At 64.9% G+C, this 23,453-nt stretch carries 22 protein-coding genes; 13 read left to right on the forward strand and 9 right to left on the reverse strand.

Annotated elements, in window-relative coordinates; all coding sequences use genetic code 11:
* Window positions 1-190: 190 nt before the first annotated feature.
* The 4 genes from larC to DL240_RS09710 are packed head-to-tail and all read right to left on the reverse strand — an operon-like array spanning window position 191 to window position 3,243.
* The gene (gene larC / locus DL240_RS09695; protein WP_111729692.1) at window positions 191-1,399 is read right to left on the reverse strand and encodes a nickel pincer cofactor biosynthesis protein LarC; all 1,209 of its coding nucleotides are present in this window, start codon (window positions 1,397-1,399) and stop codon (window positions 191-193) included.
* Window positions 1,396-2,175: a nickel pincer cofactor biosynthesis protein LarB gene (gene larB, locus DL240_RS09700; RefSeq protein ID WP_111729693.1), complete on the reverse strand. Its 780-nt coding sequence runs from the start codon at window positions 2,173-2,175 to the stop codon at window positions 1,396-1,398. The genes larC and larB overlap by 4 nt, the downstream gene beginning before the upstream one ends.
* A complete protein-coding gene (gene larE / locus DL240_RS09705) occupies window positions 2,172-3,020 on the reverse strand; it encodes an ATP-dependent sacrificial sulfur transferase LarE (protein ID WP_111729694.1) in 849 nt (282 codons plus the stop codon). Before larE ends, larB begins: the two co-directional genes overlap by 4 nt.
* Window positions 3,013-3,243 (reverse strand): hypothetical protein, encoded by a 231-nt coding sequence (locus tag DL240_RS09710; RefSeq protein ID WP_111729695.1) that lies wholly within the window; start codon window positions 3,241-3,243, stop codon window positions 3,013-3,015. The genes larE and DL240_RS09710 overlap by 8 nt, the downstream gene beginning before the upstream one ends.
* A gap of 194 nt (window positions 3,244-3,437) precedes the next feature.
* On the opposite strand from DL240_RS09710, the gene DL240_RS09715 reads away from it, so the two are divergent.
* Window positions 3,438-4,058, forward strand: coding sequence for a DUF4920 domain-containing protein (locus DL240_RS09715; RefSeq protein WP_111729696.1), 621 nt, complete (start codon window positions 3,438-3,440; stop codon window positions 4,056-4,058).
* A gap of 647 nt (window positions 4,059-4,705) precedes the next feature.
* On the opposite strand, the gene DL240_RS09720 is transcribed toward DL240_RS09715, so the two are convergent.
* Entirely contained in the window at window positions 4,706-5,446 is a 741-nt protein-coding gene (locus tag DL240_RS09720) for a hypothetical protein (RefSeq protein WP_146618221.1), read from the reverse strand.
* Window positions 5,447-5,885: 439 nt separating this feature from the next.
* Between DL240_RS09720 and DL240_RS09725 the strand changes: the two genes are divergently transcribed.
* From DL240_RS09725 to glpX, 6 genes are all read left to right on the forward strand, one after another.
* Window positions 5,886-6,293, forward strand: a complete 408-nt coding sequence (locus DL240_RS09725; RefSeq protein ID WP_111729698.1) for a DUF4398 domain-containing protein — start codon at window positions 5,886-5,888, stop codon at window positions 6,291-6,293.
* 149 nt (window positions 6,294-6,442) lie between these two features.
* Window positions 6,443-7,597, forward strand: coding sequence for an OmpA family protein (locus DL240_RS09730; protein ID WP_158542468.1), 1,155 nt, complete (start codon window positions 6,443-6,445; stop codon window positions 7,595-7,597).
* Window positions 7,598-7,662: 65 nt separating this feature from the next.
* Window positions 7,663-9,201, forward strand: coding sequence for a hypothetical protein (locus DL240_RS09735; protein ID WP_111729700.1), 1,539 nt, complete (start codon window positions 7,663-7,665; stop codon window positions 9,199-9,201).
* 159 nt (window positions 9,202-9,360) lie between these two features.
* Window positions 9,361-10,278, forward strand: coding sequence for an N-acetylmuramoyl-L-alanine amidase family protein (locus DL240_RS09740; protein WP_158542469.1), 918 nt, complete (start codon window positions 9,361-9,363; stop codon window positions 10,276-10,278).
* A 95-nt stretch (window positions 10,279-10,373) separates the two neighbouring features.
* Complete coding sequence (gene rph, locus DL240_RS09745; protein WP_111729702.1) at window positions 10,374-11,117, forward strand: ribonuclease PH; 744 nt, start codon at window positions 10,374-10,376, stop codon at window positions 11,115-11,117.
* Window positions 11,118-11,252: 135 nt separating this feature from the next.
* Window positions 11,253-12,269: a class II fructose-bisphosphatase gene (gene glpX, locus DL240_RS09750; RefSeq protein WP_111729703.1), complete on the forward strand. Its 1,017-nt coding sequence runs from the start codon at window positions 11,253-11,255 to the stop codon at window positions 12,267-12,269.
* Here glpX and DL240_RS09755 read toward each other — a convergent pair.
* The gene (locus DL240_RS09755; protein ID WP_111729704.1) at window positions 12,266-12,874 is read right to left on the reverse strand and encodes a DUF6624 domain-containing protein; all 609 of its coding nucleotides are present in this window, start codon (window positions 12,872-12,874) and stop codon (window positions 12,266-12,268) included. The genes glpX and DL240_RS09755 overlap by 4 nt on opposite strands.
* Window positions 12,871-13,965: a redox-regulated ATPase YchF gene (gene ychF, locus DL240_RS09760; RefSeq protein WP_111729705.1), complete on the reverse strand. Its 1,095-nt coding sequence runs from the start codon at window positions 13,963-13,965 to the stop codon at window positions 12,871-12,873. The genes DL240_RS09755 and ychF overlap by 4 nt, the downstream gene beginning before the upstream one ends.
* Before the next feature lie 177 nt (window positions 13,966-14,142).
* On the opposite strand from ychF, the gene DL240_RS09765 reads away from it, so the two are divergent.
* The 6 genes from DL240_RS09765 to DL240_RS09790 all read left to right on the forward strand — a co-directional run bounded on the left by DL240_RS09765 (window position 14,143) and on the right by DL240_RS09790 (window position 20,286).
* Entirely contained in the window at window positions 14,143-14,565 is a 423-nt protein-coding gene (locus DL240_RS09765; RefSeq protein ID WP_111729706.1) for a hypothetical protein, read from the forward strand.
* 72 nt (window positions 14,566-14,637) lie between these two features.
* Complete coding sequence (locus tag DL240_RS09770) at window positions 14,638-15,330, forward strand: helix-turn-helix transcriptional regulator (RefSeq protein ID WP_111729707.1); 693 nt, start codon at window positions 14,638-14,640, stop codon at window positions 15,328-15,330.
* A 37-nt stretch (window positions 15,331-15,367) separates the two neighbouring features.
* Window positions 15,368-16,828 (forward strand): 2-hydroxymuconic semialdehyde dehydrogenase, encoded by a 1,461-nt coding sequence (locus DL240_RS09775; protein WP_111729708.1) that lies wholly within the window; start codon window positions 15,368-15,370, stop codon window positions 16,826-16,828.
* Between the two features lie 20 nt (window positions 16,829-16,848).
* Window positions 16,849-17,283 (forward strand): RidA family protein, encoded by a 435-nt coding sequence (locus DL240_RS09780; RefSeq protein ID WP_111729709.1) that lies wholly within the window; start codon window positions 16,849-16,851, stop codon window positions 17,281-17,283.
* A gap of 324 nt (window positions 17,284-17,607) precedes the next feature.
* Window positions 17,608-19,758, forward strand: coding sequence for a M48 family metallopeptidase (locus DL240_RS09785; RefSeq protein WP_111729710.1), 2,151 nt, complete (start codon window positions 17,608-17,610; stop codon window positions 19,756-19,758).
* Window positions 19,759-19,791: 33 nt separating this feature from the next.
* Window positions 19,792-20,286 carry a hypothetical protein gene (locus tag DL240_RS09790; RefSeq protein ID WP_111729711.1) on the forward strand — a complete coding sequence of 165 codons (495 nt, stop codon included), beginning with the start codon at window positions 19,792-19,794 and terminating at the stop codon, window positions 20,284-20,286.
* A gap of 20 nt (window positions 20,287-20,306) precedes the next feature.
* Here the strand turns inward: DL240_RS09790 and pckA are convergent, their stop codons facing one another.
* Together pckA and DL240_RS09800 are read right to left on the reverse strand one after the other, a co-directional pair.
* Window positions 20,307-21,902 carry a phosphoenolpyruvate carboxykinase (ATP) gene (gene pckA, locus DL240_RS09795; RefSeq protein ID WP_111729712.1) on the reverse strand — a complete coding sequence of 532 codons (1,596 nt, stop codon included), beginning with the start codon at window positions 21,900-21,902 and terminating at the stop codon, window positions 20,307-20,309.
* Window positions 21,903-22,018: 116 nt separating this feature from the next.
* Window positions 22,019-23,428, reverse strand: coding sequence for a sigma-54-dependent transcriptional regulator (locus tag DL240_RS09800; RefSeq protein ID WP_111729713.1), 1,410 nt, complete (start codon window positions 23,426-23,428; stop codon window positions 22,019-22,021).
* Window positions 23,429-23,453: the final 25 nt, after the last annotated feature.

Here is a 23,453-nt window from a genome sequence, read left to right on the forward strand (position 1 = left end):
ACTCCCGATTCTCTGGAGTTTCCCGAGGTCTCACGACACCGGACCCTCCGTTGGGAGCGCTACCTACCATGAGGTTTGAGGTGTTTCAACAGCTCAAGTGGATTCATCGAATTTTCGCGGAATATCGGGGCTTCGCCGCCCCGATAGCCGCCCAACACCACGCCACGAGGCGATCGCCCTGATCGCCTCGTCAGGCGTTTTCGGCCTCTAGCAGCGCGCGGCCGGCCTCCTGGGCTGCCAGGTACACCCGGTGCACCGAGACCCCGTGCTGCTCGGCCAGGGCCCGACACTCTTCGTACTCGGGAGTCGCCTTGATCGCCTCGTTGCCGAGCCAGCCCACCTTCACGTGCACCTCACCAAAAGCGGTGGAGACCTCGCAGCGAGTGCGGCGCAGCTTGACCCGGGCCATCGGCAGCACCCGCACCCCGAAGGTCGTGGTGTGCACGAAGATCGCCTTCAGGAGCGCCTCCTGGCGCCCGGCCTCGCACAGCACCGAGAGGCGCTCGCCATGACGGCCCTTCTTCATCAGCACCGGCTCCCGCACCACGTCGAGCGCGCCGGCCTCAAAGAGCGTGGCCTCCACCGACGCCATCAGCTCGGGCTGAAGGTCGTCGATCTCGCAGACCAGCTGCACGACCTCGTCGCGCTCCCAGGGCTCACCGGCCGGCGACGCGCCCTGCTCCAGGACCACCAGGCGCACCACGTTGGAGTGCGAGCCGAAATCGCGGGTGCCACAGCCAAACCCGCTGGCTTTAAGCCGCCCCTGCCGCGTGCCGGGCCGCGAGGCCACCGTCGCCAGAATCGCCGCTCCGGTCGGGGTCACAAACTCGGTGGCCACGTCCCGGTGGGTGATCTCAAACCCCTCCAGAAGTTTGGCCGTCGCCGGCGCCGGCACCGGGATCGTGCCGTGAGCGGTCTCGATGGTGCCGCTGCCCGCCGGGATCGCCCCAAAAGAGTAAGTCGCGTCGACCTCCTCCATCACCCAGGCGGCCGCCACAAAATCGAGGATCGAGTCAACCGCCCCCACTTCATGGAAGTGCACCCGCTCCAGCTCGATGCCGTGCACCGTGGCCTCGGCGCGCCCGAGCGTGCGAAACATCTCGGTGGCGCGCGCCTTCACCCCGGCGCTCAGGCCGCTCTCGGCGATCATCGCCTCGATGGTGCTTAAGTGGCGGTGATCGCTCTCCATCGCCGGGTCCCAGCCCTCAAAGCGCACGTGCACGCCCTCGATGGCGCCGCGCACCACGCGCTCCTGATGCACGCGCACCGCGCCCAGCCCCAGGGTGCCCAGCGCCGCCTCCAGGCGAGCGACATCCACGAGGCCCGCGTCGATGGCGGCCGCCAGAAACATATCGCCGGCCAACCCGCCCAAAAGGTCCAGGTGAAGATGCGTCGTCATGACTGCTCCCTCATGCTCTGGATGCGTCGCATCCCGAATTGATTGATCTTGGTGGCCAGCACCGCGGCCCCGAATCCATTGTCGATGTTCATCACGCCGGTCCCCGGCGAACACGCGTTGAGCATGGTCAGAAGCGCGGCCACCCCCTTAAAACTAGCCCCGTATCCCACGCTGGTGGGCACCGCGATCACCGGCTGGGAGGCCAGCCCCCCGATCACGCTGGGCAGCGCGCCGTCCATGCCGGCGACCACCACCAGAATGCCGCTCTTCTCAATGGTCTGAAGCTCGCCCATCAGGCGATTGAGCCCGGCCACGCCCACATCAAAGATCTCCCGGGTGGGGTTGCCCAGCAGGCGACTGGTCACGGCGACCTCTTCGGCCACCGGTCGATCCAGCGCCCCGGCGCTGATCACGCAGACCTCGGCGCGGGCCTCCTCGATCTGCGCCGGCAGGGTCGAGACGATGCGCGCTACCTTATAATGCTGCAATCCTCCCAGCTGCGGCTCCAGCGCGCGCAACACCGGTTCGGTCACGCGCGTGGCGATCAGCTGACGGCCCTCCCGGGCGTAGCGTTCCACGATCGCGGCCACGGCCACCGGATCTTTACCCTCGGCTAAAATCGCCTCCGGAATCCCGGTGCGTGCCTCGCGCATGTGATCAAAACGCCCGATGAGGTGCTCCTCGAAAGGATGTTGCACCAGTCGATCGACCACCTCGTCTTCAGCGACCTCACCATCGCGGTAGGCTCGCAGAAGCTCTCGTACCACCTCGCTCATCTGTTGCGCTCCTTCACAGGGTTGAGACTCCCGGATCGGAAGCCCATCAAATCCAGGGTTACCTCTTCAAAGCCGGCCTGACGCACCCCGGTGGCGATGCGCTGCAAGGCCCCGGGCTCCAGCGCGCGCGCCAGCTCGTCGGCGGCGATCTCCACCCGGGCCAGCTCCCCGTGCGCCCGCACCCGAAACTGCCGAAACTCCAGCGCGTGCAACACCTCCTCGGCCCGCTCCACGCGGCGTAGACGCTCGCGGGTCACCTCCAGGCCGTGCGGAATCCGCGACGAGAGGCAGGCCTTGGCCGGCTTATCCCACACGCTCAATCCGAGCGCCCGGGCCAGCTCGCGCACCTCGTCCTTATGCACCCCGTGGGCGAGCAAGGGCTGGTAGACCTTGCGCGCGGCCATCGCCTTGAGCCCGGGGCGATGATCCCCCAGGTCGGAGGCGTTGGTCCCCGAGGCCAGCATCTCACAATCGAGCGAGGCGGCGATCTTGGCGATCTCATCAAAGCGCATCGACTGACAGAAGAAGCAGCGCGAGGGCGTGTTCTCCCGAAAACGCTCGTCGTCGAGCTCGCTGAACTCGATCAGCTCGTGGCGAATCCCGATCTCGGCGGCAAGCTCCCGGGCCTCCTCCAGCTCGCGACCGGCCAGCGTCTCGCTGACCGCCGTCACCGCCATCGCCCGCTCACCAAGCACCCCGGTGGCCAGCGCGGCGACCACCGCCGAGTCCACCCCGCCGCTAAACGCCACCACCAGCTGCCCGAGCTCGGCCATCTCAGCCTCGATCGCCGCGCGCCGGGCGGCCAGCTCTGGCGAGAGCCGGTAGGTCGATTCCTGCTCACGCATCGCGTACCTCCCGGGTTTCAAAACCGGCCAGGTCCAGGGTCACATAGCGGTAGCCCTGCTCCGAAAGCGCCCGGGCGATCGCCCCCAGACGCTCGGCGTCCGGGAGACTCCCGCCCTCGGCCGGCTCCAGCACCAACACGGCTCCCCGGCGGCGTACACCGCCAATGGCCAGCCCCATCTCCTGGCACATCGTCGCGATGGCCTTCTCTTGTTGCTCGTCCACTTCGCCTCCTGACCGCCCTTCAAGGGCAGCGCTCCATCTCAGCGCTGTGGCTTCTACCCCTGTTAGCGCGAGAGATTCAAGCGCACCGGCCACTGGCGCTGGGCAAACATCCTGCTACACTGCCGCCGTTCATTTTACCGAACGCGCCTGGTTTAGCGCGCGCCACGCCCTCCCCCAACCCCGGAGCCCCCCTGATGCGGCCTCTTCTCCTCCTGCTGATCCTCTTGCTCGCCAGCCCCCTGGCCTGCGACTCCTCCGAACCCACCGCCACCGAAGGCCAACCCGAGGCCAGCGCCGAAGCGGCCGAGGAAGGCGAAGGCGCCACCGCCGAAGCCGCGCCCGAAGTCACCGATGGCCCGGCCGACGATCAGGCCCAGGCCAAACAAGAGCTCCCCGGCGATCTGGAGCCCGGAGAGACGCGCCACTTTGGCGCCCCCTTCACCCTGGAGAGCGAGCCCCTGCCCCTGGACCAGGCCCTGACCTCGGCCCCGGAAGGCCCGATCAAGGTCAGCGCCAAGATCGAGCAGGTCTGCAAGAAAAAGGGCTGCTGGTTCACCCTGACCACCGACCAGGTCGAGGAGCCGGTGCGCGTGCGCATGAAGGACTACGGCTTCTTTGTCTCGCGTAACTCCGACGGCGCCGACGTCATCGTCGAAGGCACCCTCCAGGCCACCGTCATCAGCGAAGAGATGGCCCAGCACTACGCCGAAGATCAGGCCGAAGCCACTGGCGAGCCGGCCGAGAAGGTCGAGGGCGAACAGAAGAACTACGAGTTCACCGCCACCGGCATTGAGATCAGCCAGCCGAAGGCCTGAACTCCCCGCCTCCCTTCCCAAAGCCTGCGGGCCGGCGATGCCTTCGCCAGCCCGGGCAGCCAAGAGCGCCCCGGAGCCGAGCTCCGGGGCGCTCTTGGCGCTCTGGCGGCGAGCCGGGGGCGACCCCCCCCGCGTTTTCGAAGAATCGCCTCTCCCCCTTATGCCATGCGCTTAAGCGCCTCTATTTTAAAATGAACTTTGGCTTCCGAAGCCTTATCCGCCCCCTTCGTCAGCCAGAGACCGGCCGGCGAAGCCTCAAGCGCCCCCTCGTCCACCTGAAACGTGCTGGCGAAGCCTTAAGCGACCTCCTCGCCGGCAAAGCACGACCTCTTTACCCTTTGGAGCCCGGCCTGGCGTTTGAAACACCCTCGATTCACGCTTCGCCGAGCCTTTAACAGGCCCCAAGCACTCCCCGGAGCCTTCGCAACCCCTTTTGAGGCGCCCGGACACTCAACTGAGGCTTCGCAGCGCGTTTTGAGCCGCCCCAACGCGCCCCGGAGCCTTCGCAGCCTGTACCGCGCAACTTTTGCGCGACCGGGAGGCCCCGAAGTTCGCGCTCTACTCCTGCCCTTCCCTCCTCCCGCCGCCCCCCGTCTCCGGCCCCCGGGTCCGACAACGCCCTCCCCGCCAGCCCCCCCCCTCGAATATCAATCATCGACCTCCACGTGCACAACCCCCGTAGTTTCTACTGCCTGAAAGGCCAGAGGAAAATTAATAACACAAATACCGCCTTCGGGTTCATCAAAACGCATTTCCGAGAGCACCTCCCCCATACACTGAAACATCTCCTCACCAAACGCCTCTTCACCAAAAGCGCGACCATGGGAAGTCGACCCATCCAACCGCACTCGAAAAGTCACATCCACGTAACCATAGGGAAAAGGTGGCAACACATCACCAACTCTCTTGTCGTAACAATCCAGAAAACCGTCGCGACTCCTGATAACCACCTCATAAACATGATAAACCTGACAAAAAGCCTCCGCATCTTTCTCTTTGTCTTTAATACGACTCAACTGATCTTCCAACCAGCTATCCGATCGGGACAAATACGTATCGTCACCAATCTTGCGCTTCGAAAAATGAAGCGTCACCGGCAGAAATTGATCGACCTGGGCCCCTGCTGCAGTAACCCAGACCTCACTCAGCCTGTCGCTAACACAGCGGTGCAGGTCACGATAACGCTCGGTGTGATACACCGGCTCCAGCGCGATCACTCGTCCGACGCGCGTGATATTCACCCGATAATAAAGCACAACCCCGTATCGCGGACGGTCCTCTTCATTTAGAGCCGCCACCCAGGCCTCATAACATTGCCTTAACGCAGGCGTATGATACTTCAGGCTCGCATTAAGCAACACCTCTCGCCCCGTCGTTGTATTAACCACCTGTGCCTCCCCGGCGTCCGGGGACGTATCATCTTCCGTTGAGGGCTCTGAGGCTACCGTGGCACACGACACCCAAAACACACCTACAAAAAAACAACATAACAACCGAAACATGAACATCTCACAATCTATAAAGTCATAAAATCTTTAGAGCGAACAATCCCCTGTACACAATGTAGGCAGTTAAGCGCGAGCCGGCTACCACGGCACCTACGCGGCTGTCTATCACGCAACTTCCCGACGGCCCGCCGGTCACTCCGCCTGCCCCCCCGGTCACTCCGCCTACCCCTCGGTCACCCGGACCACCGCCTTGACACTGATTCGAGCCCTTTGGTAGTGCAATAGCGTCCGTTTACTTGATCGCGCACCCGCATTTGCGCCGGCTCCCGCCACTTCATTCGGGGCCTGTCTGCGGCGCGCCTTAGCAACTGTCTGAGCTATGATCCCACTTCGATCTGATGCGCTCATCGCCTGCCTGCGGCGAGCACGCCCTCTGGTTCTGATGGCCGGCGCGGCCGCGCTGCTTGTGGGTTGTGGACCTGTCCAGGCGACCAGCCGCATCAGCCAGGCGGAAGTTGCCCTGGAACGCGCGCGGGTGGCCGACGCCAACATTCACGCGCCCTACGAGTACACCAGCGCTTCCCACTACCTCTACAAAGCCAAAGAAGAGTGGGGTTACTCGCAATTTGAGGCCGCCTACGACTACGCCACCCAGGCGCGGCGAGCGGCGGAAACGGCGCTGATCAACGCGCGCGAGGCGCCCTGGCCCGGACATCCGGTGCTGGGTCGCGAAAAAACGCCTCCACCGGCGGCAGAAGCGCCGGCCGAAGTAACTGACGCTGAATAAGAGCTCTTAATGTGTGCGGGCGTCGCCTCCTTTCTGGCGAGCGCCCGGCTGTTGTTTTTAGGCCGTTTCGCTCTTTGTCCCTCCGGTGCTCACCCACCTTTTAAGGGACATGCATCATGCGGGGCGCCGGTCCAACGAGGTCGTGCTCGATGAACCCCCAGAAGTCGACGATGCGTTTCGCCCTGCTCCTTGGTAGCTGCGTGATGATGCTGGCCTCCTCCACTGGCTGCACCACCGGCGCCAAGCTGCGTGGTCAGGCCAAAGAGATCCAGGCCATCAACGAGTCGATCTACCCGCGCGCCTACAACTGCGCGCCCGAGGAGATCGCGATTGCCCAGGCCCAGGTAGAGTTCGGCCTCTACGAGCTTAGCCGCGGGGACTTCACCCGCGCCGATCGCCACCTCAAGCTCGCCGAAGAGAACTCCCGCAAGGCCGACAAGCTCTCCGATTACGAGGAGTGCCTGCCCGAAGACCTGGCCCTGGACATCGACGTCGCCGAGACCATCGACGTGGTCGAAGCCCCGGTCGACTTCACCACCGACGCCGACGGCGACGGCATCCCCGACGCCCGCGATCGCTGTGCCTTCCAGGCCGAAGACTACGATGGCTTCGAAGACGAAGACGGCTGCCCCGATAACGATAACGACCAGGACGGCGTGGCCGACCTCAACGACCTCTGCCCGGACATCGCCGGCGACGTCGATGGCTTCTCCGGCCAGCAGGGCTGCCCGATGCTCGACCTCGATGGCGACGGCATCCTCAACATCAACGACCAGTGCCCCACGCAACCCGTGGAGTTCATCGGCTTCCAGGATGAGACGGGCTGCCCGGTCGAAGACGTCGACAACGACGGCATCCCCAACATCCTGGACGAGTGTCCCTTTGAGCCCGGTCCGATCGAAAACGCCGGCTGCCCGGTCGACGAACCCGAAGAGCCCAAGCTCGCCGAGGTCGAAGGCGACCAGATCCGCCTCAACCAGCGCGTGTACTTCGCCACGGCCAAGGCCGACATTCTGCCGCAGAGCTACCCGCTGCTGAACCAGGTCGCCCAGATCCTGCGCGACAACCCGAACATCACCATCCGGGTGGAAGGCCACACCGACAGCCGCGGCCGCGCCAGCTACAACATGCAGCTGAGCCAGGATCGTGCCGCCAGCGTACGCACCTTCCTCATCGAGCGCGGAATCGACGCGATGCGCATGGAAGCTGTGGGCTTTGGCCTCACTCGCCCCATCGACGACAACTCGACGGAAGAAGGACGGGCTAATAACCGTCGCGTCGAGATCCACATCACCAGCCGCTGAATCACTCCCGGCGGTCGGCTCCTCAGGAGCGGGCCGCCGGGTCGCGCCACACCCGGTACACTCCCATGGTTTATCCCGCCTTCACTGCCCGCCTCGGTGCATTCCTGACCTGTGGCCTGCTGGCCACCGCCACCGTGGGCGCCATCAGCCTGAGCGCTGCGGCCCCGGCTCACGCGCAGGACGCGGCCGACTCGCAGGTCTCCGCCCTGCTGGACCAGGCCATGGAAGACTACGACATGCTCATGATCGAGGAGGCCGAGCAGGCCCTCGAAGAAGCCGTCGTCGTGGCCGCCCGCAACAACCTGCGCACCCCGGCGGTCGCCCGCGCCTACGTGATGCTGGGCATCGTGCGTTTTGCCGCCACCCGCGACGAAGCCATGACCGAGGAGGCCTTTGTTGCCGCGCTGGAAACCGACCCCAACTCGGTGCTCTTCCCGGTGTATGAGACCCCCGAACTCGGCCAGATTTTTGAACGTGCGCGCCGGCGAGCAAAGCCCCCCGAGCCCGCCCCGACGCAGCATGACCAGAACGCCCAGCCCGACGCCGACCAGCCCATGGAGCACCGCCCCATCGCGCGAGCCAACGCCGGCCAGGCCGTGCTCTTTGAGGCCTTCGTCGACGAGACTCTGCCGGTCTTTCGCGTCTTTGTGCATCACCGCCGCTTCGGTGAAGACGACTTCACCCGCTCGGAGATGACCCCCTCCAGCAACACCCGCTTTGCTTTCTCGCTGGACGCCAGCCACGTGCGCACCAGCCAGATCGAATACTACATCGAAGCCGTCGACCGCACCGGCGACGTCGTCGCTAGCAGCGGGCGCACCACCAACCCTCACCGCATCTCGGTGATGGGCAGTGGCACCGAGGCCCCGGCGCCCTCCCCGGCCCCGGTCGCGCAGGTGACGCCCGCTGATGAGGAGCCCCTGGAACTTTCCGACGACGAGAACGCACTGGGAAGCGGCTTCTACGCCACGCTGCTCGGCGGCACCGACGTGGGCTTTCTGACCAGCGGCACCACTCCCACCGCTCAGATCGATCGCGAGGTCACCCCAGGCTTTGTCGCCGCCTTTGCCCACGCCAAACTCGACCTGGGCTGGCGCCTCACCGAACGCAACAGCGTGGGGGCCTACTGGCGCTGGCAGTTCTCGCCGGCCCAGGATTTCTCCACCCTGGTCGAGGGCAGCATCGACACCGACGCGCCCTTCTGGGAGCACGAAGAAGAGTGTTTCGGGCTGGGCCTGCCCGGCGACTGCCTGCTGGGCATCAAATACCAGCGCGACATCTCGCTGGGAGCTCCCCGCTTCTACTCCTCGGTGGGCCTGGGGATCGGGCGCGTGCGCAACTGGTTGCGCCTTAAGCACAACGCGATGCGCTCCGATGGCGTCTGCGACAATCGCGACATCTTCCAGGATGAGTCCACCGGCGTGCCCTTCTGCTACATCCGCGACACCGTACGCACCGGCTGGGCCCACTTCGGGTTTGGCGGGGGCTTCTACGTGCCTCTCTCCGGGCATCTGGACTTTGTGACCGACACCTACGTGATGGTCCTCTTCCCCGACACCTCGATTAACGTCGACGTGAACCTGGGGCTGCGCCTGCGGATCTGAGGCGAACACACCCGCGGCATACGACGTACGACTCCCCGGCGGGAGTGAGGCGGCCCTTGAAAGTGGGCCGCCTTTTTTTTGCGCTCTGTGCACAGACTGTTACGCTGCCCTGCACGAAACTCGGAACCACGGACGGTGACGTTTTCAGGGAGCATGCACGTGAACCTTAAGATCTCCAGCATTGTCGGCGCGCTGGCCTGTGGGCTGGCGCTTGTACTCGGTGCCCAGCCTGCCGCCGCACACCCCGGCTCGCTCTGGGGCATCGATCTCTCCAGCGTTGTCGCGCTGCGCGATCAGGCCCGCCTGGCCGCCCATCGCACCACCCCGCCGCCGCAACAGGCCGAGCTGGAGCGCGTGCGCACCATCGTGCTCGACCCGGGACACGGCGGGGAGAACCACGGGGCCATCGGCGTGGCCGGCATCCGCGAAAAGCACCTGACCCTGGAGCTGGCCTACCACCTGCGGGAGGCCATTCAAGCCCGCTACCCCGAGGTGCGCGTGGTGATGACCCGCTACTGGGATACCTCGATGGGACTCTCGGAGCGCGTGCACCTGGCCAACCTGGCCGAGGCCGACCTCTTCCTCTCGCTGCACTACAACGCCGCGGTTCATAACCGCGCGCTGGGCTACGAGACCTTCTTCTTAACCCCCGAAGAAGTCACCCCAGGAGAGCAGCAGGAGCAGAGCCCGATGCTCGCCAGCGCCGAGGGCGGCGCGGTGGAATCCCCGGTGGAAGGTGCCCGCCTGGTGGGCCAGCACGGCGACGACCTGATCTTCATTCAGCGCGATCTGATGCGAGCCCACCAGCACCAGCTCAGCGGGCACCTGGCTCACTGCGTGCAAAATGGCTTTCGCACCCACCTGGACTCCATCGATCGCGGCGTCAAACAGGCCAACTTCGGCGTGCTGCGCGGCGCGCATATGCCGGCAGTGGTGGTGGAAGCCGGCTTTCTCACCCACCCCGGCGAAGGCCAGGAGCTGGTGCAGCGCGCCCACCGTCAGCGGGTGGTCAACGCGTTGGTCGACGCCATTGATGCCTTCGACGACGAAATGGCCCGGGTGCTCGACCAGCCCTAAGAGCTGTGCTAGCTCCCTGAACCTGCCAGCTGCCGATGCCCGCCACGCGCGGGCACTTTTTTATCCCTTCCACGCTCTGCGCAGAGGAGCTCCCCATGACCGCCCGCTCTGACGGCCGCGCCGTCGATGAACTTCGTCCGGTATCGATCCAGCCCCATTTCACCGAGATGCCCGCGGCCTCGGTGCTCGTGCGTTTTGGGCGCACCACCGTGATGTGCACCGCCAGCGTCGACGAGCGCGTACCGCGCTGGATGGACCGCCCGGGCAACACCCGCGGCTGGGTCACCGGCGAGTACTCCATGCTGCCCGGGGCCACCTCGCCGCGCTTTCGGCGAGAGGTGAGCCGGGGAGGTTTGAGCGGCCGCACCCAGGAGATTCAGCGCCTGATCGGTCGCAGCCTGCGCGCGGTCACCGACCTGGAAAAGCTCGGCCCGCGCACCGTCTACCTGGACTGTGACGTGCTTCAGGCCGACGGCGGCACGCGCACCGCCAGCATCACCGGCGCCTACGTCGCGCTGGCGCTGGCCTGTGACACGCTGCTCGAAGAGGGCGTCATCGCCGCCCTTCCCCTGACCGACTCGGTCGCCGCGATCAGCTGCGGGATGCTCGAAGGCCGCGCCCTGCTCGATCTTCCCTACGTCGAAGACGCCGCCGCCGATGTCGATCTCAACGTGGTGATGACCGGCTCCGGTCGTCTCATCGAGGTTCAGGGCACCGGCGAAGAAGCCACCTTCACCCGCGCCGAACTCAACGCGCTGCTGGACCTGGCCGAAAAGGGTATTGGCGAACTCAGCACGCTTCAGCAAGAAGCCCTGCCCGACCGCTTGCACTTTAAATAAGGCCCGGGCTTCGCTATGGCATTGGGGCCTGCTGTGCCCAGATTAGGTGGCACCGTGGACCAGCAGCGGCGCTTTTAAGGCGTCTGGTAAGCCCCCCTGGCGACCCCAACTTTGAGGATGACTCCTATGACTCCTATGGATGATCGCAACCTCGCGCTGGAACTTGTGCGCGTCACCGAAGCCGCCGCCATCGCCTCGGCCCGTTCCATGGGTCAGGGCGATCCGACCTACTCTGATCAGATGGCCGTCAGCGCCATGCGCGCGGCGTTTGACACGATGCATATCAACGGCACCGTGGTCATTGGAGAGGGCGAGCGCGACGAAGCGCCCATGCTCTACATCGGCGAAGAGGTGGGGCGGCGCGCAGAACGCGATCCGAAGATGGACATCGCCCTGGATCCGCTGGAGGGCACCAACCTCTGCGCCTACGGCCGTCCGGGGGCGCTGGCGGTCATCGCGATGGCACCGCATGGCTGCTTCTTAAACGCGCCCGACATCTACATGAAGAAGATCGCCGCAGGGCCGGAGGCCCGCGGCGTCATTGAGCTCGACGCCTCCCCACAGGAGAACCTCCACCGCCTGGCCGAGGTTCGCGGAGTGCGGGTTGAAGATCTCACCGCCATGGTCCTGGACCGCCCGCGCCACGAAGCCCTGATCGCCGCCATTCGGCAGGCCGGAGCCCGCATTCGCCTGATCGAAGATGGCGATGTCGACGCGGCCATCGCCACCTGCCGCGCCGAGAGTGGCATCGACATCATGTTTGGCATCGGCGGCGCCCCCGAGGGCGTGCTGGCCGCGGCCGCCCTACAATGCCTGGGTGGCGAGATCCAGGGCCGTCTGATGTTCTACAAAGATGAGGAGCGCCAGCGCGCTCGCCGCATCATGGGCGATCGCGACATCGAGGCCCTCATGGGCATCCACGATCTGGCCCATGGCGAGATCGTGTACGCCGCCACCGGGGTGACCTCGGGCAGCATCCTGCGCGGCGTGCGCTTCTTCGCCGGCGGCTGCGAAACCCACTCCCTGGTGATGCGCTCTAAATCCGGGACCGTACGCGCCATTGAGGCCACGCACGACTTCCGTCGCAAGCCGGCCTACACGCTGGAAGGCCTGCACGAGAACATGGCCGACTGCGGCAAGCCCATCTGCTAGGGCTCGCGGTAGCCGCAGCTCACAAAGAAAGCGTGCATCTGACGGCGACGGGCCGCCCAATCTCCGGGCGGCTCGTCGCCTTTTTCGTCTGCACGACGCTGAAGACGGGTCATCACCTGCGCCAAGGGCTCCAGCCCCACCCGGGCGCGCCGAGCCTCCACCCCTTCGGGATCCTCCAGCGGGCCCGGCCCCAGGCGCCCCTGGTCATCCCAGTCGATGATCGCGCCGTAGCGCTGAGGGCGCCCCTGATTAAAACGGATGCGGTCACCCAACATGGCAACCTCCCGCGGGCGCGCCTGCTCCGCAGGCAGCGCTTCCATCAACGCCAGCGCTCGCTGCTGCACCTCGGGGCAGCTGATGGCGTTGCTGGCCACCAGAAAGGCCGCTGACGCGGCCTCCTCGCCAACCTCATCGACCCGTGGCCAGCCGTCGGCATCCAGGATCGCCATCAGCGCGCGGGCGTTGGCTTCATGCACCGCGCGCATCTCGGGATGATAGCCGTCAAAAAGTTCACCACGCGCCAGCAAATCCTGGCGCGTGGTGTGATCGGCTGCCGCCAGCTCCCGAAGCCTGGCGGCGAGTTCAGCGGTGTGGGAAGGCGTCACGCGTTGTGGCGAATGTGCAGAATGTCGCCATCGGCGACCACGTACTCTTTGCCTTCCAGGCGCAGTTTGCCCGCAGCGCGAATCCCCGCCTCATCTCCGTAGGTCTCCAGGTCGTTGACCGTGTACACCTCGGCGCGAATGAAGCGCTTTTCAAAGTCGGTATGGATCACGCCCGCGGCCTGCGGCGCAGTCGCTCCCACCGGGATGGTCCAGGCACGGATCTCTTGCTCGCCAGCCGTAAAGAAGGCCTGCAGTCCGAGCAGACTGTAGGTCGCCCGAATCAGCACATTGAGCGCGGGCTCATCAATGCCCAGCCCCTGGAGCATCTCCATCTGCTCTTCTTCTTCCAGCTCTACCAGCTCGGCCTCAATCGCACCGCAGACCACGACCACGCCGCTCCCCTGCGACGCAGCGAGTTCGCGCAGGCGACCCACGTGAGGGTTGTTGCCCTCCAGGTCATCATCGCTGACGTTGGCCACATAGAGCACCGGCTTGTCGGTGAGCAGGTGGCTGTCGCGAGTGAGCTTGAGCTCTTCCTCGCTCAGCTCGATGGCACGCGCGCTGGTGCCCTCGTTGAGCTCGGCCAGGACCTTCTCCAGGACCTCCACGCGCGCGCGCTCGGTCTTGTCATTGGCCTTGGCCGCGCGACGGGCCTTCTCCAGGCGACGCTCCACCGTCTGCATATCGGCCAGAATCAGCTCGGTCTCAATGATCTCGACATCACGCACCGGATCGACACCACCCTCCACGTGGGTAATGTTCTCATCGTCGAAGCAGCGCACGACGTGCAGGATCGCGTTGACCTCTCGAATGTTGGCTAAAAACTTGTTTCCCAGCCCCTCGCCCTGAGAGGCGCCGCGCACCAGCCCGGCGATGTCGACGATCTCCACCACCGCCGGGATGATTTTGTTGGCCGGCACATACTTCTCAATGGTCTTGAGCCGGGCGTCGGGCACGGGCACGATGCCCACGTTGGGATCAATCGTGCAGAAGGGGTAGTTGGCCGACTGCGCCTCGGCGCGGGTCAGCGCATTAAAAATGGTCGACTTGCCCACGTTCGGGAGTCCGACAATGCCTGCGGAGACGCTCATGATAGTTTCTTCGGTGCGAGGGACGTGTTTTACTCAGGATTCTCATACGCTAAACGCCCGCGGACATCGCCGGCGTGCGCGCCGGACCTTTTAGTCAATGTGCCCCCCCACCGCAAGCCGGCGCGGTGTTTACTTTCTGGCAATACGCTCGCCAGGCTGCGAGACAAGGGAGAGCTTATGGATGCGTCGTACCACCCCGAGATGGCCTACCTGATTCGCGAAGAGAAGCGCGTGGAGGCCGAACTCGAACAACTGCGTGACGAGTTCGCCACCTGGAAGCGCCGCGTCGTTCTGGCCCAAGAGAAGGGACACGCCGAGCTGGCCGCCCAGGCCACCGAACGCGTCGATGCCCTGCGCGCCCGGGGCCACGCGACCCGCGAAGAGCTGGAACTTCTTCAGGCCAAGAAACGTTTGCTTATCCGTCAGGCCCGTCGCCCCGATGGCGCCGAGGTCGAGCGCGCTGAGGCCTTGCTCGAACAGGTTCGCCAGGGCGGCCTGATCGACCCCGATGAGGCCTCGCTCGAAGAGGAGTTCGAGCGCCTGGCCCGCGGACAGGATTCAGCTGCCCCGGGGCCGCTCGAAGAAGACGACAACCCCTGATAAAGTGCCTCTCATGCTCCGGTCGGCAGACGTGTTCGCCGGCCCTCACTCCCACCAGCCAGGAGTCGCGCTGTGGGCGATGGACCCATTCAAATCCCGACCATCCGCGGCAGAATCGCCGAGCGGCTGGCACGGGCGTCAGCCCGAAATAACGAAGACGATCCGCTCACCTTCCCCGAAGCCCCCGGCGACGTGCTCTTGCGCACCGCCGAGGAGCGCGGCGCGGTGGCCCTGGCCTGCCTGCTCCTGGAGAACCTGCGCGAGCATGGCGCCAGCCGAGTCAACTCCCGGGCCCTGGACCAGGTGTTGCGCAAGGTGCTCGCCACCTTCGGCGCCAAAGAGGTCATGGACATCGAGGTCGAAGCCTACGAGATCCTCCTGTGGATCGGCAGCGCCATCGACCCCGACTGGAGCCCCGATCGCGCGGAGAACCCCGGCGAGCTCAACCCGGCGGCCAGCCGCACCGACCTGATTCGGTGGGCCATTCACGGCGGCGTCGACCTGGAGATGCATTACTACAGCCGGGGGCGCGGCGAACTAACTCAGCGACGCATCACCCCCATTAGCCTGGAGGCCGAAACCTACCTCCACGCCTACTGCCATTTGCGCCGCGATGAGCGGGTCTTTCGCCTCAGTCGCATCGGCGACCTGCATCCGGTGGGCGGCTGGCCCAACAAAGCGCGACCTAAACCTGCCAAAAGTTCCGGGGAGAGCGCCGGTAAAAAAGAGGCACCGCCGGGCCAGATGAGCTTACTCGACGAATAATTCGACCTGATTTTAGGCTTTTGAAGGCGTTTTCGACGTGAAAAAAATCCTCAATTTCATCGACGGCCAGTACGTCGAACCTCTCCAGGGCTCCTACTTCCCCAACATCAACCCGGCCACCGGCAAGGTTATTGGCCAGGTCGCCGAAGGCTCCCCGGAGGATATCGACCGCGCGGTCGAAGCCGCTCGCCGCGCGTTCAAGGGCCCCTGGGGCCAGATGAGCCTCAACGCCCGCCTCGACGCGCTGGAGCGCGTCGCCAGCGGCATTCTCGCACGCTTCGACGAGTTTCTGCGGGCCGAGATGCTCGACACCGGAAAGCCCGCCAGCTTTGCCTCTCGGATCGACATCCCCCGCGGCGCCGCAAACTTTCGCTTCTTTGCCAACCTCATGCGCGGCCAGCACAGCGCGGCCTTTGAGACCGATACTCCCGACGGCCGCGGCGCCCTCAATTACACCATCCGGCGCCCCCTGGGGGTGGTCGGCGTGATCTCACCGTGGAACCTGCCCCTGCTGCTACTCACCTGGAAGGTGGCACCGGCGCTGGCGGCCGGAAACTGCGTCGTGGCAAAACCCAGCGAAGAAACCCCCTCGACCGCAGCCCTCCTTGGCGAGGTGTTCAACGAAGCCGGGATTCCCCCCGGAGTCTTCAACGTGGTGCAGGGCGCCGGACCGGGCTCGGCCGGCGAAGCGCTCACCCGCCACCCTGATATCGACGCGATCACCTTCACCGGAGAGTCGCGCACCGGCAGCGCCATCATGGAAGCCTGCGCCCCGCATGTGCGCAACATCTCCTTTGAGCTCGGTGGAAAAAACGCCGCGATCGTGTTTGCCGACGCCAACCTCCAGGAGGCCATCGACGGCACCGCGCGCTCCACCTTCTCCAACACCGGCCAGGTCTGCCTGTGCTCGGAGCGCGTCTACGTGCAACGCCCCATCTTCGAGGAGTTCGTGGCCGGACTCGCCGCCCGGGCCCGCGGTCTGCGTGTGGGTGACCCCTTCGATGAAGCCACCCAGATGGGTCCTCTCATCAGTCAGGCCCACCGCGACAAAGTCTTAAGCTACTTTGAGCTCGCCAGAAGCGAAGGCGCCGAGGTCATCACCGGCGGTGGCATCCCAGAGCTGGGCGGCGCCCTCAAAGAGGGCGCCTTCGTCGAACCCACCATCTGGACCGGTCTCGCTCCCGACGCCCGCACGGTCCGCGAAGAAGTCTTTGGCCCGGTCTGCCACATCCACCCCTTCGACACCGAAGAGGAGGCCGTGGCGCTGGCCAATGACTCCGACTACGGGCTCTGCGCGGCCATCTGGACCCACGATCTTCGCCGGGCTCACCGCGTCGCCGCCCGAATGGATGTGGGACTGGTGTGGGTGAATACCTGGTTTTTGCGCGATCTGCGCACACCCTTTGGCGGCGTTAAACTCAGCGGCATCGGCCGCGAAGGCGGCACCCACTCGCTGGACTTCTACACCGAGACCCGAAACATCTGCATCAAGCTCTGATTTCTCCTAAAAGGCCTCCCATGAGCTCCACTCCCTACATTCTCAATGACCGCGCTCAGGCCCTGGCCCACTACCCGCACGCGCGCCGTGTGGGCGATCTGATCTTTGTCTCCGGGGTCTCCTGCCGACGCCCCGACAACACACATGTCGGGGTAACCCGGGCCGCCGATGGCACCATCCTTCGCGACATCGCCACCCAGACCGAAGCCGTCATTCAGAACATCGCCCGCATCCTGGAAGAAGCCGGCGCCGGGCTGGAACACCTGGTCGACATCACGACCTTCCTCATCGATATGAACGATTTTGAGGGCTACAACCAGGCCTACAACCGCTTCTTCGACGCCGACACCGGCCCCACCCGCACCACCGTGGCGGTACATCAGCTGCCCCACCCGAACCTGGCCATCGAAATGAAAGCGGTAGCTTACCTGCCCCTTTCTCAGACCGCTCGTTAAGCCGCGGCCCTTCCAGCGCTCGCCTAAAGTGCAAAGTATCCCTGGCGATCGTCTGGCAAACTCCTTCACTCAACGCCCTCCCCTGCGGGAGGGCTTTTTTATGCGACCTGTGGAAACGCTGTGGAAAGATCCTTTCGGGCAAAAAACTTTGATCCCGAACAAAATCGATCTATACTTACACTCCGCTGGTAATTTTCCAGCCGAGTTGTAATCCACTCCTAGTTCGCAGGCCGTTAGACGAGCTAGACCGAAAGCCCTGAGGTCCGGTCTTTATCAGGTGGGCTTTCCCAGGTGGGACGTTCAGTCAGCCCTTGGGAGGTCTTCATGAATCGTTCTTGGCTCCACTTCTTTGCCCCGGCCGTCCACGCTTCGGACAGCCACTCGGTCCGCGTGCCCCGGCACGCCCTGCAACTCAACGGCGCCTACCTTATCCGGGTAGGCCTGCTCGCGGCTGCACTCATCGGGCTTCTGGCCCTGTACTTCGGTGCGCTGATTCTCTGCGTGGCCGCCAGCGTGGTCGTGGTCAAGCACGCCTTAAGCGGCCCTATTCACCTCGACGACTGGCTCTTAGGCGCGCTGACCCTGACGGTCTTTCTGCCCCTGGCCCTGGTGCTGATCAAAGGGCTCTTTCACCGCCAGACCGTCGATCGCTCGCAGTTCATCGAACTCAACGCCGAACACGAGCCCGAGCTCTTTCGCTTTCTCACCGATCTGAGCCGACGTGCTGGCGCGCCCCTGCCACACAAGGTCTACGCCTGCCCCCAGGTCAACGCCGGGGTGTTCTATGACACCTCCTTGCTCAACCTGATCTTCCCGGTGCGCAAAAATCTGCTCATCGGACTGGGGCTGATCAACACCCTGAATCGAACCGAGCTGGAGGCGGTGCTGGCCCACGAACTGGGGCACTTCTCCCAGCGCTCCATGCGCCTGAGCCACTACGTCTACGTGGTCGCCCAGGTGCTGCGCCAACTGGTCGAGGGCCACGACCCGATCGACCGGGCCCTGGCACGCGCACGCACCCGCTGGCACCGCGGCCTGGGCATCCCCTTTGGCCTGGAGCTGGCCACGCGCCTGGTGCGTGCCATCGCTCGCCGCGCACTCGCTGCGCTGGAGCGCCTGGACGCCTCGGTGAGCCGTCAGATGGAACTTCATGCCGACCGCGTGGCCGTGCGCCTGACCGGGAGCGATGCCCTGATCCACGCGCTCAAACGCGCCGACTGGGCAGACCGCTGCTACTCTCAGACCCGCTACGACCTGGAACAGGCCGCCGACCAGGGCATGCGCACCAACGACTTTTTTGTGCATCACAGCGCCTTGATGGACGCCATGCGCGAGCGCCTCGGCGACCCGACACTCGGGCAACCTCCCACACTTCCCACCGACCCGACACGCTTTGAATGGGTCTTCGATCCGCAGCATACCGAGGAGCGCGCTGACCTCTTCGACTCGCACCCGCCCCACCACGTGCGTGAGGCCCACGCCCGTATGCGCTACGAACGCACCTCCTTTGACGAGCGCTCCGCCTGGACCCTCTTCGAGACGCCCGAGAACCTGCGCCAGGCGCTGACCCGCACCTACAACGCCGCCGAGTTCGGCGACCCTGCTCCCACGCACTCCGCCGACTCTCTGCAGCGCCACCTGGCCGGGGAGCACGACGAGATCCTGCTCAGCCCCCGCGAGAGCGTGGTCTTTGGACATCGCTACGTGGAGTTCGGCAACCTCGACGAGGTCTTTGCCGCCGCCGAGCACGAAGAGAGCAGCGACGCAGAGATCGCGCAGTGGCTCCACGAGCTCATCGGCCCCACGCTCGATCAGGCCAGCGCCCGCCTGGAGCGCCAGCTCCCTCACCTGATCCGCCAGCCCGTCGCCGCCCAGGGACACGCTCGCCCCCTGCGCAGCCCGGCCACCACCCAGCCCTGCCCTCCCGGAGTCGATTGCGAGCGTGACCCGGAGAAGGAGCGCCGCTGGTTCGCTCAGCTCGATGCCGACCTGATGCACGCCCACCTGGTCATCGCCAGCCGTCTGGACCCGGCACTCGCCACGGAACTCCGCCAGCGCTACCTCTTTCACGATCACCTCCAGCAGCTTGCCCGCTGGATGCGTCACCAGTCGCCTGCGTTGGCCCGGGTCACCCACCTGGTCTCCGAAACTCAACTTGACGACGACGCCCTACAATGGATCTTCGAGACCCTGGTCGGCACCCACGCCACCTTTTACCAGGCCCTGCACCCGGAGCTACCCCTGCCCGAGATGCACGGCGTGGACGCCCACGAGAACCTGCGCCAACGCGTACTCGCCGAACCTCTGATCGACCTCACTCCGGTCATGGAAGGACGACTCGAGCACACCTGGCTCAACGCATTTGTGGCGCAGTGGCAACAGGCCAGCGAGCGCGTCGACCACCTGCGCCGAAAGAGTCTGGGCGCGATGTTGGTTTACCAGCGTGAGCTCGTGGCCCGCTGGGATGCCCGCTGAGCCTCTGACCGCCCCTTCTAACCCGACGTCTTCATGCCTGTACGCATCAAAGCCAGCTGGATCTGGACCGCCTGCGCCATCCTCATTCTCCTCTCCCTCGTGCTTCCCCGGGTCGACATGTCGATCCAGCACGAAAGCCCCCGGGCCCAGGCGACCTTCGATCCCTTCGACCCGGCCATCATTGAGCTTGAGGAGCACCTGACCCGCGGCGATCTGGGAGACTGGGAGGTCGCCGAAGCTCGTCGGCAATTGCCCCTCTTAAAGGCGCGTGCGCTCGCCAGGGTCGGTCCGATGACCCCGGTGGAGATGAAGCGCACCGCCGAAATGTTGGCGGACTACGCGCCCCAGATCGCCTCCCAGAGCGAGGGCTCTGCGCAGGCGCTACGCGCCCACCGCGATACCCTGCTCGCCAGTGAGCTGCCTCGCCTCCAACCCGAACGCATCACCCGGGCCCTCGAAGCGACGCGCCAGAGCTTCGAGAGCGCCGCCTCCACACAGGAAGCGGCGCTCTCCAACACCTCAAACTAAGCTATCAAGCCCGGGGGGGCTTAGCCCTTCAGCGAGGGCGCTGCTTTGAGAATCGCCTCCCCGGCCTGATCGGCGTACTGCTCAAAGTTCGTCTCAAAGAGCCCCACCAACTTGCGCGCAGTGGCATCAAAGGCCTCGCCATCGGCCCAGGTCTGTTTAGGGACCAGCACCTCGGAGGGCACCCCTTCCACCTGCGTGACGACGTCGAGCTTAAAGTAGGGATCGAGCACCGTCGGCGCCTCGGCCAGCGCGCCGGTGTTGATGGCATCAATGATGGCACGGGTGTACTTCAGCTTCATGCGCTTGCCCGTCCCGTAGGCCCCGCCGGTCCAGCCGGTGTTGACCAGCCAGGCGTTGGCGCCGTGCTGACGCATCTTCTCGGCCAGAAGCTCGGCGTAGCGCATCGGGTGCCACACCAAAAACGCCGCGCCAAAGCATGCCGAGAAGGTCGCGATGGGCTCGGTCACGCCCACCTCCGTGCCGGCAACCTTGGCGGTGTACCCGCTGATGAAGTGGTACATGGCCGCTTCCGGCGTCAACCGGCTCACCGGCGGCAGCACCCCATACGCATCGCAGGTCAGGAAAATGATGTTCTTGGGATGCCCACCCACGCAGGGAATCTGGGCGCCGGGCACGTACTCGATCGGGTACGACGTGCGGGTGTTCTCGGTGATCGATTTGTCGGAGTAGTCAACTTCGCGGGTTTCCTGATCGTAGCCCACGTTCTCCAGCACCGAGCCGTAGCGGATCGCATCGTAGATGATCGGCTCCTGCTCCTGCGAGAGATCGATCGTCTTGGCGTAACACCCGCCCTCAATGTTGAAGACACCCGTGTCGGTCCAGCAATGCTCGTCGTCGCCGATCAGCGCGCGCGCCGGATCGGTGGAGAGCGTCGTCTTCCCGGTGCCCGAAAGCCCGAAGAAAAGCGAAACATCGCCGCGCTCGTTGCCCTGGTTGGCCGAGCAATGCATCGAGAGCACGCCTCGTTTGGGCATCAGGTAATGCATGATGGTGAAGACGCCCTTCTTCATCTCACCGGCGTAGTCGGTTCCCAGAATCACAAACTCGCCACGCTCAAAGTTCAGCGCCACGCTGGTTTTGGAGGTCACCGACTTGACCCGCGCCGGGTCGGCAGCGCTGCTTCCGGCATTGAAGATCACATAATCCGGCTCGCCAAAGCTCTCCAGCTCCTCGGCGCTCGGGCGAATCAGCATATTGTGCATAAAGAGCGCGTGATAGGCACGCGCGCACACAATACGCACCTTGAGCTGGTGCTCTTTATCCCAGCCGGCGTAGCCGTCGATCACGTAGAGCACCGGACGATCGTTGAGGTACTCAATGGCGGACTTGCGGTTCTGTGCAAACTCCTCGGGGCTCATCTCGATGTTGACGTCGCCCCACCAGATGTCGTTCTGGCTGGTGGCCTCGCGCACCAGGCGCTTGTCCTTGGGGCTACGTCCGGTCTTCTCACCGGAGAAGGCCATCAACGCTCCACTTGAGGCGATCGCCGCCCCCGGATCGTTCTGAATCGCCATCTCGTAGAGGCGAGCTACGCTGGGGTTTCGCAACACCTGGGGACCGTCGATGCCGTACCCTTTCAAGTCGACCTTGCTCATGAAGTCACCTTTGCGTTCTGCATACCTTTTGAGAATTCTCACCCACACCCAATGGCCGCCGGCGGCGGCTGGCCGCACACTAATCACCGGTCCCGGGGCCGGTCAAGTACGCCTCTTTATCCGTGCGAAGACTCCTCGTCGGCCGACTCCACCCCGTATTTTTCCAATTTGTAGTAGAGCGCGCTGGACTTAATCCCCAACAAGCGTGCCGTCTCCGCCTTCACGCCGCCGGCTTTTTCCAGGGCCGCGACAATCAAGGCACGCTCCAACTCCTCCAGCACCTCGGGAAGACTGGAGGCCTCAACCGCCGCCAGATCCACACCACTGGCCGCCCCCCGACTCCCGCCCAGCACCGGTGGAAGGTCCCCCACGCCGATCGTCTCGCCACGGGCAAAGACCAGCGCGTGCTCAATCACATTCTCCAACTCCCGCACGTTGCCCGGCCACTCATAACGCTTGAGCAACGCCATGGCCTCCGCCCCAATGCGCGTGGCCGAGGAGCGGGTACGCCGGGCCAACTTCTCCACAAAATGCGCCGCCAGATCGGGCACATCCTCGCGTCGCGCGCGCAGCGGGGGAAGCTCCACCGGAATAATATGCAGCCGGTAGAAAAGATCCTCGCGAAACCGCCCCTGAGCCACCTCCGCCCGCAGATCCCGGTGCGTGGCCGTCACCACCCGAACATCGGCTTTTAGCGTCGCCTCGCCACCGACCCGCTCGAACTCGCGCTCCTGCAGAACCCGCAACAACTTCAGCTGCGTGGCCGGCTGAATATCGCCGATTTCATCCAGAAAGATCGTCCCCCCTTCGGCCAATTCAAATCGACCCAGCCGACGTTTATGCGCTCCGGTAAAGGCCCCCTTCTCGTGACCAAAGAGCTCACTCTCCAGCAGGTTCTCGGCCAACGCCGAACAGTTGACCTTCACAAAGGGCCCCGCCGCCCGGGCACTGGCCTTATGAATGGCCCGCGCGACCAGCTCCTTACCCGTACCCGATTCGCCGTGGATGTAGACCGTGGAGTCGCTGCCGGCCACGCGCCGGACCCGCTCCAATATGGTCGCCATCGCCGCGGAGTCACCCACAATGGCCTCATCAAATCCGCGCGCGGCGTCTTCCCGAAGCATCGCGTTCTCTTCGACCAGGCGCTCGGCCCGGGCCCGCTCCGCCCCCACCTCCAGCGCCCGGCTGACCTTGGCCCGCAATAAGTCCGGCGGAAAAGGCTTGGGCAAAAAATCAAACGCTCCGGCCTGCATCGCCGCCACCGCGGTCTCAATGCTGCCAAACGCCGTGATCATGATCACCAGCGCCTCCGGCCTGGCCTCGCGCACCCCGGCCAGGACCTGCATCCCGTCGACGCCCTCCATCTTCAGGTCGGTGATGACCAGCTCCGGGTGCTCCTGCCTGAAGATCTCAAGCCCCTTCACCCCACCGGAGGCCGCCAGCGCCGTGTGCCCCATACGCTCAAGCACCTGCACCACGCCCTCGCGCAGCGTGTCGTTATCTTCGACCACCAACACCTTTGCCATACTCATTCTCCCGGGCGCTCCCGCG

Source organism: Lujinxingia litoralis (assembly GCF_003260125.1).
Classification (GTDB): Bacteria; Myxococcota_A; Bradymonadia; order Bradymonadales; family Bradymonadaceae; genus Lujinxingia; species Lujinxingia litoralis.

Coding starts and splice junctions, on each gene's coding strand:
- larC (WP_111729692.1), bottom strand. CDS start 1,399: ATGACGACGCATCTTCACCTGGACCTTTTGGGCGGGTTGGCCGGCGAT.
- larB (WP_111729693.1), bottom strand. CDS start 2,175: ATGAGCGAGGTGGTACGAGAGCTTCTGCGAGCCTACCGCGATGGTGAG.
- larE (WP_111729694.1), bottom strand. CDS start 3,020: ATGCGTGAGCAGGAATCGACCTACCGGCTCTCGCCAGAGCTGGCCGCC.
- DL240_RS09715 (WP_111729696.1), top strand. CDS start 3,438: ATGCGGCCTCTTCTCCTCCTGCTGATCCTCTTGCTCGCCAGCCCCCTG.
- DL240_RS09725 (WP_111729698.1), top strand. CDS start 5,886: ATGATCCCACTTCGATCTGATGCGCTCATCGCCTGCCTGCGGCGAGCA.
- DL240_RS09730 (WP_158542468.1), top strand. CDS start 6,443: ATGAACCCCCAGAAGTCGACGATGCGTTTCGCCCTGCTCCTTGGTAGC.
- DL240_RS09735 (WP_111729700.1), top strand. CDS start 7,663: ATGGTTTATCCCGCCTTCACTGCCCGCCTCGGTGCATTCCTGACCTGT.
- rph (WP_111729702.1), top strand. CDS start 10,374: ATGACCGCCCGCTCTGACGGCCGCGCCGTCGATGAACTTCGTCCGGTA.
- glpX (WP_111729703.1), top strand. CDS start 11,253: ATGGATGATCGCAACCTCGCGCTGGAACTTGTGCGCGTCACCGAAGCC.
- ychF (WP_111729705.1), bottom strand. CDS start 13,965: ATGAGCGTCTCCGCAGGCATTGTCGGACTCCCGAACGTGGGCAAGTCG.
- DL240_RS09765 (WP_111729706.1), top strand. CDS start 14,143: ATGGATGCGTCGTACCACCCCGAGATGGCCTACCTGATTCGCGAAGAG.
- DL240_RS09780 (WP_111729709.1), top strand. CDS start 16,849: ATGAGCTCCACTCCCTACATTCTCAATGACCGCGCTCAGGCCCTGGCC.
- DL240_RS09785 (WP_111729710.1), top strand. CDS start 17,608: ATGAATCGTTCTTGGCTCCACTTCTTTGCCCCGGCCGTCCACGCTTCG.
- DL240_RS09790 (WP_111729711.1), top strand. CDS start 19,792: ATGCCTGTACGCATCAAAGCCAGCTGGATCTGGACCGCCTGCGCCATC.
- pckA (WP_111729712.1), bottom strand. CDS start 21,902: ATGAGCAAGGTCGACTTGAAAGGGTACGGCATCGACGGTCCCCAGGTG.
- DL240_RS09800 (WP_111729713.1), bottom strand. CDS start 23,428: ATGGCAAAGGTGTTGGTGGTCGAAGATAACGACACGCTGCGCGAGGGC.